The sequence below is a fragment of the Kitasatospora sp. NE20-6 genome, assembly GCF_045862635.1.
This window is the reverse complement of sequence record NZ_BPRL01000001.1, coordinates 43,844-57,255: the sequence shown is the minus strand read 5'-3', so window position 1 is coordinate 57,255 and position 13,412 is coordinate 43,844. Positions and strand designations below refer to the sequence as shown.

Annotated in this window: 9 protein-coding genes; 8 read left to right on the top strand and 1 reads right to left on the bottom strand. The window is 73.6% G+C overall.

Going from position 1 to position 13,412, the window contains the following annotated elements; translation table 11 throughout:
* Window positions 1-108 precede the first annotated feature (108 nt).
* Window positions 109-2,352 carry a glycoside hydrolase family 6 protein gene (locus tag SNE206_RS00250; protein WP_407911311.1) on the bottom strand — a complete coding sequence of 748 codons (2,244 nt, stop codon included), beginning with the start codon at window positions 2,350-2,352 and terminating at the stop codon, window positions 109-111.
* Window positions 2,353-3,140: 788 nt separating this feature from the next.
* Here SNE206_RS00250 and SNE206_RS00245 point away from each other — a divergent pair.
* From SNE206_RS00245 to SNE206_RS00210, 8 genes are all read left to right on the top strand, one after another.
* On the top strand, window positions 3,141-4,772 hold the full coding sequence (locus SNE206_RS00245; protein WP_407911244.1) for a cellulose binding domain-containing protein: 1,632 nt from the start codon (window positions 3,141-3,143) through the stop codon (window positions 4,770-4,772).
* An 84-nt stretch (window positions 4,773-4,856) separates the two neighbouring features.
* Window positions 4,857-5,993 (top strand): aminotransferase class I/II-fold pyridoxal phosphate-dependent enzyme, encoded by a 1,137-nt coding sequence (locus tag SNE206_RS00240; protein ID WP_407911243.1) that lies wholly within the window; start codon window positions 4,857-4,859, stop codon window positions 5,991-5,993.
* A 153-nt stretch (window positions 5,994-6,146) separates the two neighbouring features.
* The gene (gene egtA / locus SNE206_RS00235; protein ID WP_407911242.1) at window positions 6,147-7,418 is read left to right on the top strand and encodes an ergothioneine biosynthesis glutamate--cysteine ligase EgtA; all 1,272 of its coding nucleotides are present in this window, start codon (window positions 6,147-6,149) and stop codon (window positions 7,416-7,418) included.
* Window positions 7,412-8,734, top strand: coding sequence for an ergothioneine biosynthesis protein EgtB (gene egtB / locus SNE206_RS00230; RefSeq protein WP_407911241.1), 1,323 nt, complete (start codon window positions 7,412-7,414; stop codon window positions 8,732-8,734). The genes egtA and egtB overlap by 7 nt, the downstream gene beginning before the upstream one ends.
* Window positions 8,734-9,498, top strand: a complete 765-nt coding sequence (gene egtC, locus SNE206_RS00225; RefSeq protein ID WP_407911240.1) for an ergothioneine biosynthesis protein EgtC — start codon at window positions 8,734-8,736, stop codon at window positions 9,496-9,498. Before egtB ends, egtC begins: the two co-directional genes overlap by 1 nt.
* Window positions 9,495-10,466, top strand: coding sequence for an L-histidine N(alpha)-methyltransferase (egtD, locus tag SNE206_RS00220; protein WP_407911239.1), 972 nt, complete (start codon window positions 9,495-9,497; stop codon window positions 10,464-10,466). The genes egtC and egtD overlap by 4 nt, the downstream gene beginning before the upstream one ends.
* A 128-nt stretch (window positions 10,467-10,594) precedes the next feature.
* Window positions 10,595-12,016, top strand: a complete 1,422-nt coding sequence (locus SNE206_RS00215; RefSeq protein WP_407911238.1) for a sugar porter family MFS transporter — start codon at window positions 10,595-10,597, stop codon at window positions 12,014-12,016.
* 173 nt (window positions 12,017-12,189) lie between these two features.
* On the top strand, window positions 12,190-13,377 hold the full coding sequence (locus tag SNE206_RS00210; protein ID WP_407911310.1) for a nitric oxide synthase oxygenase: 1,188 nt from the start codon (window positions 12,190-12,192) through the stop codon (window positions 13,375-13,377).
* Window positions 13,378-13,412: the final 35 nt, after the last annotated feature.

The following is a 13,412-nucleotide window of genomic DNA, read 5'->3' as shown; positions in this document are numbered from 1 at the left end:
ACGCCTGCCTGCCTGCACGCCCGCCCGTACGCGGGCAGCGCGAAGGGCGACCGATCCCACCGCCGTGGGATCGGCCGCCCGGGTTTCGCGATCAGATCGCGAAGCGGATCAGCTGGTGGTGCAGGTGAGCGTCGGGACGGCGTTGCCGCTGCCCGAGTTGCTCGCACCGAAGCCGAAGCTGGTGTTGGCGCCGGCGCCCAGGGCGCCGTTGTAGCCGGCGTTGGTGACGGTCACGGCCTGGCCGGACTGGGTCGCGGTGCCGTTCCACAGGTTGGTGATCGTCTGACCACCGCTGTAGGTCCAGGTGACCTTCCAGCCGTTGATGGCGCTGGTGCCGTTGTTGGTGACGGTGACGTTGGCGTTGAAGCCCGCGCCCCAGTCGCTGGAGATGGTGTACACCGCGGTGCAGCCGGAGCCGGTGCTGGTGCCGGAGGTGGTGACGGACAGCGCCGAGGAGGCCGCCGAGAGGTTGCCGGCCGCGTCCTTCGCCCGGACCGTGTAGCTGTAGGCGGTGGAGGCGGTCAGGCCCGAGTCGGTGTACGTGGTGGCGGTGGTGGTCGAGCCGACCAGGGTGGTGCCGCGGTACACGTTGTAGCCGGTGACGCCGACGTTGTCGGTCGAGGCCGTCCAGGACAGCGAGACGCTGGTGGAGGTCTTGGCCGGCGAGGTCAGCGCGGTGGGCGCGGTCGGCGCGGTGGTGTCGTTGGTGCCGCCGGCCGAGGTGGTGACGGACAGCGCCGAGGAGGCCGCCGAGGCGTTGCCGGCCGCGTCCTTCGCCTTCACGGTGTAGCTGTAGGCGGTGGAGGCGGTCAGGCCCGAGTCGGTGTACGTGGTGGTGGTGCCGTTGGTCGAGCCGACCAGGGTGGCGCCGCGGTAGATGTCGTAGCTGGCGACGCCGACGTTGTCGGTCGAGGCCGTCCAGGACAGCGAGACGCTGGTGGAGGTCTTGGCCGGCGAGGTCAGCGCGGTGGGCGCGGTCGGCGCGGTGGTGTCGACCGGCGGCGGGGTGGTGGTGAGCGCCGGGTAGGCGTTCTTCAGCAGCTCCTGGAACTGCGCGGAGAACCAGGCACCGGCCAGCGGCGAGTTCGCGAGCGCGCCGGTCAGGCTGTTGCCGTTGCGACCGTTACCCGTGTAGGTCGGGTCGCACATCCGGTCGAAGCCCTTGCCCTGGTCGTTGGCAATGGCCGTGCTCGAACCGTCCGACTCGCCCGGGGGCTTCGCCCACACGTACGCGTCGATGCCGGTGGCGGGGGCGGTGGTCGGACGCTCGCCGATACCGGCACCGCTCTGGTTGCACCAGTTGCCGGCGTGGATGCGGCGGTCGACGCGGCCGCCGTTGACGTAGGTGTCGACGGAGGTCAGCGCACCCGGGGCGGTCGGACGGGCGGTGCCGCCCCAGCCGTTGCGGGCGGTGTCGATCAGCATGCCGATGTTGCTGTTGAAGCCGGCGGACACCAGCGAGGTGCGCAGCGCCTGGGCGAAGGTCAGCTCGTCGACGTAGTAGTTCCAGTCGACCCACTTGGACTGGCGCACGGTGGTGCCGTTGACCGAGTCGGTGACCTTGAAGTTCGGCTCCGTCAGCGCGCTGTAGTTCGCGGTGTTGACGATGAAGCCGGCCACGTCGTTGACCGTGGCGCCGCTGGTGGTGGCGGCCTTCTTGAACTCGGTGACGGCGGGCGGCATGTTGGAGTCCCAGCCCAGCCAGCCGTGGTGCGCGGCGTCGATGTAGTTGTAGACGTTCGACAGCGCACCGAGGGTGTGCAGCGCGTAGCCGACACCGGCCTCGTAGTTGCCGTTCGCCTTCATCGTGGCGCAGGCGTCCGTGGAGCCCGCGGTGCCACCGGCGTTGGTGACGATGTTCGGCAGCGAGTCGGGCTCGATGATGTTGACGATCCGCAGGTTCGCGTACTTCGAGTCCGCCATGATCGCGGCGATCGGGTCGATGTACTCGGTCTTGTAACGGCCCAGCTCGGTGGCGCCGAGCTCACCGTTGGACGCGAGGGCGGCACAGTCACGGCCCGGCAGGTCGTAGATGACGATCTGCACGAGGTTGGCGCCCTGCGCCAGCGCCGTGTCGAGGTGCGCACGCAGGCCACGGGCGGAGGTGGAACCGCTGATCGCGGCGATCCGGTCCATCCACACGAAGGTCGGCTGGTTGGAGATGGCGGAACCACCGGGCTCGGCCGCGGCCAGGGCCGACCAGTCCGGGTTCACGTACGCCTTGGAGCCGACGTAGGGGTTGTCGACACGGGCCTCGGCGGCCTGGGCGGGGGTGGCGACCGCGGCGAGCGGCACGACGCCGACGAGCGTCAACGCTGCGGCGGCGGCAGCCGTCCGCACGCGCTTCATCATGGGGGAAGGCACTGACGGGATCCTTTCGGGTGGGGGAGGGACCCGGGGGTGCAGTGGGGCGAGAGCCTATGGGAGCGCTCCCATGATCAGTGGGACAACGGTCGCCAAAGTACGGTCCTGACGGGGGTACCTGACGATTCGCCGAAGCTGCGAACGGAAGCGCCCTGTCCAGCGGGGCACGCCCTGAGCTCACGGCATATCAAGCCATGAAGGCGGAGCCTCGTCAAGAACTCCGACAGACTTCAACTCCTGAACCTGTGGCGGGCCGTGGGAGCGCTCCCCTTTCAGGTGTGATCGCAACGCCCCTATCGCCGCAGGCCCCGCGCCCTGCCGGGCACTCCCGGCCGAGCCTCCCGAATGTGCGCCAACTCCCCCACGACGTGCGGGATTTCCCATGGGAGAGCGCCGTCCGGCGGCTCGTACCCCCGGCAGTCCCCACGCGAACACCTGAAGGGACACGCGCCCACGGCCGGGAACGGCCACGCGGATCCCGTCCGGACCATTGACGGGCCGCAGGGCCGGTGCTTGCATCGTCAGCGCCCGGGCCGCCTCCGCCGACGCCGCCCGGCAGCGGCCCCACCCACCCGGACCGTGTCCGCCCGGCACAACCCGCCGCACCCCGGCGGGAGTTCCGCACGCCTGCAGCCCGCCACCGGATCGCGCGGGCCGGCGCACCCCCGTGAGCCGTCACTCCCCGCACGGCCGACCCGGCCCCGCCGGAGCCTCCGCCCCGGGCAGGCCGGCGGCTCCTGCACGCGCCGGCCCCGGCGCACCCCGAGGAGACCCCCATGACGTCCCCGCACGCCCGGCAGCGGTGGTCACGGCCGCTGATCCTGCTGCTCGCCCTGGCCGTCGCCGTCGCGACGGCGCTCGTCGCCCGCGGCAGCGCCTCCGCCGCGGCGCCGAGCGGCTTCGTGCAGCGCTGCGGCATCCACTTCTGCCTGGACGGCAAGCCCTACTACGTCGCCGGCACCAACACCTACGACCTGTTCACCTACGGCAGCGGCTCGAACGACACCGAGACGCAGTACATGGACAAGGCCCGGATCGACGCGCAGTTCACCCGGTTCGTGGCCGACAGGGTCGGCGTGGTCCGGCTGTGGATGTTCAGCCACGAGGCGTGGCACGGCTTCGAGCCCTCCGAAGGCGTCTACGACGAGCAGGAGTTCGCCGAGTTCGACTACATCGTCGAGTCGGCGAAGGCCCACGGCGTCCGTCTCGTCCCGGTCTTCGAGAACTACTGGGAGGCGTACGGCGGCATCGACACCCGGCTCGCCTGGGAGGGCCTCCCCGGCGGCCACCCCGGCCGCGCCGCCTTCTTCGACAGGAGCCGCTGCCCCGGCTGCTTCGACTCCTACAAGAACTACGTCTCCCACGCCCTCAACCGCACCAACCACTACAGCGGGGTGAAGTACAAGGACGACCCGACGATCTTCGCCTGGGAGCTCATGAACGAGCCCCGCTACCAGGACCAGAGCGCCGCCGAGAACGTCAGCGGCACCACGCTGCGCGCCTGGGTCGACGAGATGGGCGCCTTCGTCAAGGGCATCGACCCGAACCACCTGCTGGGCACCGGCCTGGAGGGCCACCAGAGCGCGTACGGCTTCGGCGGTGACGAGGGCAACCCGTTCGTCGCGATCCACAACTCGCCGTACATCGACTTCACCTCCGCGCACCCCTACACCACGGAGGAGTGGGCCGGCCTGTCGCTCGCCCGGACCACCGCGCTGATCCGCGCCTGGATCCACGACTCCCACGACGTGGTCGGCAAGCCCTTCTTCATGGGCGAGTTCAACGTGAAGAACGTCGACCGCAGCACCTGGTGGCAGGCGATCTTCGCGGACTTCGAGGCGGCCGGCGGCGACGGCAGCGCGTTCTGGTGGTACACCGACCGGCAGGTCGACCCCACCTACGGGGTGATGGCCGGAGCACCCGAACTCGCCGTCTTCCGCGCGCACGCCGAACGGATGGCCGCCAGGAGCGGCACGACGACGCCGAGCCCGTCGCCCTCGACGAGCACCTCCGCCTCCCCGAGCCCGAGCCCGAGTGCCAGCCCTAGCCCGAGTGCCAGCCCGAGCAGCAGCCCCTCCCCCACCGCCTCCGGCTGCACCGTGGCCTACCGGCTCTCCGACTGGGGCAGCAGCTTCAACGCCGACGTCACCGTCCGCAACAACGGCACGACCGCCGTCAACGGCTGGACGCTGGTCTTCTCCTTCCCCGGCCCGCAGACCCTGAACTCGATCTGGAACGCCAGGGGCACCCAGAGCGGCAGGCAGCTGACCGTCACGAACGAGGCCTGGACGGCCGCCGTCCCGGCGGGCGGCTCGGTCACCTTCGGGCTCAACGCCGGCTCCACGCCCGGCACCAACGGCGTACCGGCCGCCTTCACGCTCAACGGCACCGCCTGCACGATCGGCTGAACCGCCGTCCCGCCCGCATGACCCGGCGGCTCCCCCGGGCAGACCCCTACCGTGGACGGCGGGGTCCGCCCGGAGGGAGCAGGCGTGCGGGAGAAGCCGACGGAGTTCGACCGGGCCGGCACCGGCAGCAGCAAGTGGGCACGGGCCGGCGGGGGTGCGATCGCGCTGGGCCTCGCCGACATGGACCTGCCCGGCCCCGCCGCGATCGGTGCGGCGCTCGCCGCCCGCGCCGCCCATCCGGCGTACGGCTACACGGTGGCCGATCCGGGCGGGCGCGAGCTGGTGGCCCGGTGGTACCGGCGGCGGCACGGCGTGGCGGTCGACCCGGAGTGGGTGCTGCTGCTGCCCTTCGGTCCGAGCACCGCCCTGCGCCTGCTGCTCGCAGCGGCCGCGCCGCGGCTGCGCGGCCGGGCGGCGGCGGGCGTGGTGCCGGAGTGGGGCGGCTTCGCCCGGGTGTGCGCGGCGGCCGGGGTGCCGTTCCGTACCGCCGCCCTGGTGCGGGAGGGCGACGGTCTCCGGCTGCCGATGGAGGCCCTGGCCGCGTTCCGGCCCGGCGCGGTGCTGCTGAGCAGCCCGCACAACCCGACCGGGCGCCTGTGGGACGGGGCCGGGATCCGCGCGCTCGCCGAGCTGGCCGCCGCCGAGGACGGCCTGCTGGTGTCGGACGAGGTGCACGGCGACCTCGTCCACCCCGACCACGGGCTGCGCCAGCCGGTGGCCGTGGCGCTCGCCGGTGCGGCCGCCGGGCACACGGTGACCCTGGGCTCGGTGGGCAAGACCTTCAACACCTCCGGTGTCCCGAGCTGCTGGGCGCTGGTGCCGGACGCCGCCCTGCGCGGGCGGCTGCTGGAGGTGATGGCGGGGTACGGCCTGTGGGAGGGCGGGCTGCTGGAGCAGACCGTGCAGCGGGCGGCGCTGACCGGGGGCGAGGAGTGGCTCGACGCCCTCCTGCCGCGTCTGGCCGCCGCCCGCGACCGCGTGCTGGCGGCGCTCGGCCCGGCCGTGTCCGCCCGGCCGCAGGCCTCGTACCTCCTGTGGCTCGACGGGACGGCGCTCGGCCTGCCACCCGGACGGGCGAGGGCCGCGGCCCTCACCGAGCGTGATGTCGAGCTCGCCGACGGGGCGGACTTCGGCGGGCCGGTGCCCGGTTTCCTGCGGCTGAACTACGCCCTGCCGCCCGCCCTCCTGGACATGGCGCTCCATCGCTTGACGCGGACCTGACCATCCCTGACCTGCGTGGAGCGGCAGCGATGTTTGACGCGTAGCAGACTGAGCAGGAAAGACCGGGCCGCAACCGCGAACCGAGGGATGGTGAGTCCGGTGATACCAGTCCGGCCGCAGCGCAGTACCGCGCCCCCCGCCTACACACCCAGCGTGACGCCCCTGACCGAGGCGTCCGCCGAGACCCACCTGGCAGCCATCTGTTTCAAGATCGGCCCGCCCGCCCTCGTGGGGGTCGAGGCGGAGTGGTTCGTCCACGACAGCCGATGTCCGGAGAAGCCGGTCGAACCCGACCGGACGTCGGCAGCCCTCGCAGAACTCCCGGACCACCCCGACGGCCCGCTGTTCCCCGCGGGCTCCCGCTTCACCCGTGAACCCGGCGGCCAGGTCGAGCTCAGCTCCCGGCCCGCCCCCACCCCCACCGCCTGCGCCGCCGACCTGCTGCGCGACCAGGCCGCCCTGCGCACCGCCCTCGCCGGGCAGGGACTGCGGCTCACCGGCAGCGGCACCGACCCGCTGCCGCGCGAGCGCCGCATGCAGGCGAAGCACCCGCGCTACCGCGCGATGGAGACCTTCTTCGACCGGGCCGGGCCGTGGGGCCGGATCATGATGACCGGCACCGCCTCCGTGCAGGTCTGCGTGGACGCCGGCACCGAGGCCGCGATGGCCCGGCGCTGGCGGCTCACCCACCTGCTCGGCCCGGTGCTCGTCGGTGCCTTCGCCAACTCGCCGCTGCTGGACGGCCGGCCCACCGGCTTCCGGTCCAGCCGGCAGATGGTGTGGGCGCGGATGGACCCGTCCCGCACGCTGGCCCCGCCGCCGGACGGCGACCCGCGCGAGGCCTGGGCCCGCTACGTGCTTGACGCCGAGGTGCTCTGCGTGCGCCGGGGCGACGGCGCACCGTGGACCGCCCCCGCCGGTCTGACCTTCCGCGGGTGGCTGCGCGGCGGCGGCGAACGGCCGCCCACCATGGCCGACCTGGAGTACCACCGCACCACGCTCTTCCCGCCCGTCCGGCCGCGCGGCCACCTGGAACTGCGCATGATCGACGCGCAGCCCGGCGACGGCTGGCTCGTGCCGCTCGGCCTGGTCACCGCGCTGGTGGACGACCCGGAGGCCGGGGACGCCGCCCTCGACGCCCTCGAACGGCTCGGCGGCGACGGCGCCCTGCCGCCGCGCAGCAGCCTCTGGTGCCGGGCCGCCACCCTCGCCACGGCCGACCCCGCACTGCGCCGGGCGACGCTCGCCTGCTTCGCCGCCGCCGACCGGGCCCTCGCCCGGCAGGACGGGTCGGCCCCGCTGCGCCGCGCCCTGAGCACGTACGCCGACCGTTACCCCGCCCGCGGCCGCTGCCCCGCCGACGACCAGCTGGACGCCGTCCGGGCCGGTCACCGCCCCGCCGTCGAGGAGGACGCACCGTGCTGAACGCCGACCGCACCGACCCGGCGGCGCTCCGCGGCACGATCGCCGCCGAGCTGACGACCGCCCGCGCCCGCACCGCCGCGCTGACCGACTGCGTCGACGACCCCGACCTCACCGCACAGCACTCCCCCCTGATGTCGCCGCTGGTCTGGGACCTCGCGCACATCGGCAACCAGGAGGAGCTGTGGCTGCTGCGCGCCATCGGCGGCCACGACCCGATGCACCCCGAGATCGACCCGCTCTACGACGCCTTCGAGCATCCGCGCGCCGAGCGGCCGAACCTGCCGCTGCTGCCCCCGGAGGAGGCCCGCCGCTACGCGCACGAGGTGCGCGGCCGGGTGCTGGACCTCCTGGAGACCAGCCCGCTGGAGGGCGCACCGCTGCTGGACGCCGGCTTCGGCTTCGGCATGGTCGTGCAGCACGAGCAGCAGCACGACGAGACCATGCTGATCACCCACCAGCTGCGCCGGGGGGCCGCCGTGCTCGCCGCTCCGCCGCCGCCCGCCGCGGGCGCCGGACGGCTGCCCGCCGACGTGCTCGTGCCCGCCGGCCCGTTCACGATGGGCACGGACACCGAGCCGTGGGCGCTCGACAACGAGCGGCCCGCCCACGTCGTCGACCTGCCGGCGTACCGGCTGGACACCACGCCCGTCACGAACGCCGCCTACCAGGACTTCCTCGCCGACGGCGGCTACGACGACCCGCGCTGGTGGACGCCCGAGGGCTGGCAGCACCGGATGGACGCCGGCCTCACCGCCCCCCTCCACTGGACGCGCGAGGGCGGGCAGTGGCTGCGCCGCCGGTTCGGCACGGTCGAGCCCGTGCCGCCGGAGGAGCCCGTCCTGCACGTCAGCTGGTACGAGGCCGACGCGTACGCCCGCTGGGCGGGCCGGCGGCTGCCGACCGAGGCCGAGTGGGAGAAGGCCGCCCGGCACGACCCGGCCTCCGGGCGCTCCCGCCGCTTCCCCTGGGGCGACGGCGAGCCCGGCACCGAGCACGCCAACCTCGGCCAGCGGCACCTGCAGCCCGCACCCGCGGGCGCCTACCCGGCCGGCGAGGCGCCGTGCGGTGCCCGGCAGTTGATGGGCGACGTGTGGGAGTGGACGGCGAGCGACTTCCGCCCCTACCCCGGTTTCCGGGCCTGGCCGTACAAGGAGTACTCGGAGGTGTTCTTCGGGCCGGAGTACAAGGTGCTGCGCGGCGGCTCGTTCGCCGTGGCGCCGGTCGCCTGCCGGGGCACCTTCCGCAACTGGGACTACCCGGTCAGGCGGCAGATCTTCGCCGGCTTCCGCACCGCCTGCGACCAGGACGCCTCCTGATGTGCCGCCACCTCGCGTACCTCGGGCCGCCCTGCCCGGTGGGCGCCCTGCTCGTCGACCCGCCGTTCGGGCTCGTCCGGCAGTCGTGGGCGCCGCGGCGGCAGCGGTACGGCACGGTCAACGCCGACGGTTTCGGCCTCGGCTGGTACGCCGACGGCGACGAACGCCCGGCGCGCCACCGCCGGGCCGGGCCGGTCTGGGCCGACGGGACCTTCGCCGACCTGGCCCGGGTGGTCCGCACCCGGGCCCTGCTGGCCGCCGTCCGCTCGGCGACCGCCGGGTGCGCGCCCGGCGAGGCCGCGGCGGCGCCGTTCGCCGAGGGGCGCTGGCTGTTCAGCCACAACGGCGCGCTGCCGGGCTGGCCGGAGCAGTACGGTCCGCTGGCCGCGACGCTGCCGCCCGCCGACCTGATGTCGCTGGAGGCCCGCAGCGACTCCGCCCTCCTGTGGGCGCTCGTGCTGGCCCGGCTCCGCACCGGCGCCGAGCTCGGCGAGGCGCTCGCCGACACCGTGCGGGAGGCCGCGAAGCACGGCGAGGGCGGCCGGCTCAACCTCCTGGTCACCGACGGCCGTTCGATCGCCGCCACGGCCTGGGGCGACACGCTCTTCCACCGCACCGGGCCCGGCGTCGTCGTGGCCTCGGAACCGTACGACGACGAGCCCGGCTGGTCGGAGGTGCCCGACCGCACCCTGCTGCTCGCCACCCCGGCGGGCGTCACCCTGCACCCCATCGACCGCCCGACGCGAGAGGACGAACCGACGTGAGCGCCTTCGACCTGACCCGCCTGCTGCCTGCCGACCACTTCAGCCACGCGCTACGGCACGACGTGCAGCGGGGTCTGACGGCGAGTCCGAAGTGGCTGCCGCCGAAGTGGTTCTACGACGCCCGCGGCAGCGAGCTGTTCGAGGAGATCACCCGGCTGCCGGAGTACTACCCGACCCGCGCCGAACGCGAGATCCTCACCGGGCACGCCGGGGACATCGCGGCGCTGACCCGCGCCCGCACCCTCGTCGAGCTGGGCTCCGGCTCGTCCGAGAAGACCCGGTTGCTGCTGGACGCGCTGCGCGACCTCGGCACGCTGGGCACCTACGTGCCGGTCGACGTCAGCGAGAGCGCGCTGGAGGCGGCGGGCGCCGCGCTGACCGCCGACTACCCGGGGCTGGCCGTGCACGCGGTGCTGGCCGACTTCACCCGCGGCCTCGGCCTGCCGCCCGGCGGCGGCCCGCGGCTGCTCGCCTTCCTCGGCGGCACCCTCGGCAACTTCCTGCCCGAGGAGCGGGCCGGCTTCCTGCGGATGGTGCGGGCCGCCCTGGAGCCGGGCGACGCCCTGCTGCTCGGCACCGACCTGGTGAAGGACCCGGCGGTGCTGGTCGCCGCGTACGACGACGCGGCGGGCGTGACGGCGGAGTTCAACCGCAACGTGCTGAACGTGCTCGACCGCGAGCTCGACGCCGACTTCGACCCGGAGACCTTCGAGCACGTGGCGCACTGGGACGCCGAGCAGGAGTGGATCGAGATGCGGCTGCGCTCGACGCGCACGCAGACCGTGAAGATCCCCGCGCTGGACATGCCGGTGCACTTCGAAGCGGGCGAGGAGCTGCGCACCGAGGTCTCGGCGAAGTTCCGCCGGGAACGGGTCGCCGCCGAGCTGGCGGCGGCCGGGATGCGGCTCTCCCACTGGTGGACGGACGGCGGCGGACGCTTCGGCCTGTCGCTGGCCGAACCGGCCTGATCGTTCAGATCCTGAAGGCTAGGCCAGGGGGCTATGTCGCATATTTCGGGTACGGCTTACAAGTGATGAACGGTTCGGAGGTACGATCTCGACGCCTCTCTCAATGTTGAGTACACAGGAGTCAGATCGTGAGCGTCACCCAACAGCCCGTAGCGGCCCGTACCCAGGCCCCCGACCGGCTCGGCTTCGTGGTCTTCATCACGGCCGCGGCCGCCCTCGGCGGCTTCCTGTTCGGCTACGACAGCTCGGTGATCAACGGCGCCGTCTCCGGCATCCAGGGCAGGTTCGGGATCGGGGACGGCACCACCGGCCTGATCGTCTCCTCCGCGCTGCTCGGCTCCGCGCTCGGCGCCGCCCTGGCCGGCCGCTTCGCCGACCGCTACGGGCGCATCCGCGTCATGAAGGTCGCGGCGGTGCTGTTCGCGATCAGCGCGGTCGGCTCGGCGGTGCCCTTCTCGCCGTGGGACCTCGCCTCCTGGCGGGTGCTCGGCGGCGCCGCCATCGGCATCGCCTCGGTGATCGCGCCGACCTACATCGCGGAGGTCGCCCCGACGAAGTACCGCGGGCGCCTCGCCTCCTTCCAGCAGGCCGCGATCGTGCTCGGCATCGCCGTCTCGCAGCTGGTCAACTGGCTGCTCGCGGAGTCCGCGGACGGCGACACCCGCGGCCACCTGCTCGGCCTGGAGGCCTGGCAGTGGATGCTCGGCATCTGCGTCGTGCCGGCCGTGGTCTACTTCGTGCTCGCCGCGATGATCCCCGAGTCGCCGCGCTTCCTGATCTCCGCCGGCCGTCTGGACGAGGCCCGCACCGTGCTGCGCGAGGTCGAGGGCGCCGGGGCCGACACCGAGGGCCGGATCGCCGAGATCCGGGGCCTGATCGACACCGACCACCGGCCGCGCTTCCGCGACCTGCTCGGCGGCCGCACCGGTCTGCTGCCGATCGTCTGGGTCGGCATCGGGCTGTCGGTGTTCCAGCAGCTCGTCGGCATCAACGTGATCTTCTACTACTCGTCGATCCTGTGGCAGTCGGTCGGCATCGACCAGAGCAACTCGCTGATGATCAGCTTCGTCGGCTCGGTGATCAACATCGCCGGCACGGTCATCGCGATCCTGCTGGTCGACCGGATCGGACGCAAGCCGCTCGCCCTGATCGGCTCCGCCGGCATGGCCGTCACCCTCGGCGCGGCCGCCTGGGCGTTCAGCTCCGCCACCGGCACCGGCGACGACGTCTCCCTGCCCGACCTGCAGGGCACCGTCGCCCTGGTCGCGGCCAACCTCTTCGTGCTGTTCTTCGCGCTCTCCTGGGGCGTCGTCGTCTGGGTGATGCTCGGCGAGATGTTCCCCAACCGGATCCGCGCCGCCGCGCTCTCCGTCGCCGCCTCCGCGCAGTGGGTCGCCAACTGGGCGATCACCGTGTCGTTCCCGGCGATGTCGAAGTGGAACCTGTCGGCGACCTACGCGATCTACGCCGCGTTCGCGCTCGGCTCGCTCCTCTTCGTGGCCCGCTTCATGAAGGAGACCAAGGGCGTCCGCCTGGAGGACATGGGCTGAACCGCGCCCTCCGCACCGCGCACTCTCCGCAGGGCGTCCGCCGCACGGCGGGCGCCCTCGCGCGTCCGGTCACCCTAGCGCCGTTCCGGCCCGGCCGGTGGGGTAATCCGACACTCCGCGCGGCCGTGCCGGACCGTCCGGTACCCATGGAGTCAGGGAGGGATGTGTCCTTGATCTTCAGCCGGAATCGCACCCGCAGGCCGGTCGCCGCCGCCTGCCCCTACGCCCACCACCCGGCCGCGGCGCCCCTCGCACCGCCCGCGCCGGGGTACGTCGCCGGGTCCGTGCCGGGCGAGGCCGTCGCCTTCGTCCGGCAGTTCCACCACGAGCAGCCGGACGCGGGCGACCCCGCACCGCGCGTCCGGCAGGTGCTCTCCGAGCTGGAGCGCACCGGCACCTACCGGCACACCCCCGAGGAGCTCGCCTTCGGCGCCCGGCTGGCCTGGCGCAACGCCGCCCGCTGCATCGGACGCCTCTACTGGCGCAGCCTGGTCGTCCGCGACCTGCGGCACGTCGACACGCCCGACGCGATCGCCGAGGAGTGCTTCGAGCACCTGCGGGCCGCCACCAACGGCGGCCGGATCCGGCCCGTGGTCACCGTCTTCGCCCCGGACCGGCCCGGCCGGCCCGCCCCCCGCATCCTCAACCAGCAGCTCGTCCGCTACGCCGGCCACCGCGGCGACGACGGCCGGTGGACGGGCGACCCGGCCGGCGGCGCCCTCGCCGCGCAGGCCCGGGCGCTCGGCTGGAAGAGCGGCGAGGACCGTTTCGACGTCCTGCCGCTGCTCGTCCGGCAGCACCCCGGCGCCGACCCGCAGTGGTACGAGGTGCCCGACGACGCCGCGCTGCAGGTGCCGCTGCACCACCCCGGGCACGACTGGTTCGCCGCGCTCGGACTGCGCTGGTACGCGGTGCCGGCGATCAGCGACATGACGCTGGAGATCGGCGGCGTCCGCTACCCGGCCGCACCGTTCAACGGCTGGTACATGGGCACCGAGATCGGCGCCCGCAACCTCGCCGACGCCGACCGCTACGACATGCTGCGCGAGGTCGCCCGGCGGCTCGGCCTCGACACCGCGTCCGACCGCACCCTCTGGCGCGACCGGGCCCTCGTGGAGCTCAACGTCGCGGTGCTGCACTCCTTCGAACGGGCCGGCGTGACCATCGCCGACCACCACACGGAGTCGGCCCGCTTCCTCACGCACATCGACCGGGAACGGCGGCAGGGCCGGCCGACGCCCGCCGACTGGAGCTGGATCGTGCCCCCGGTCTCCGGCGGGATCACCCCGGTCTACCACCGCTACTACGACGCGGTCGACCCGCGGCTGAGACCGGCCTTCCTCGCCCGCGAACCCGGCTGAGCACCGCGGCCGGACGGGCGGCCCGCGCACCACCG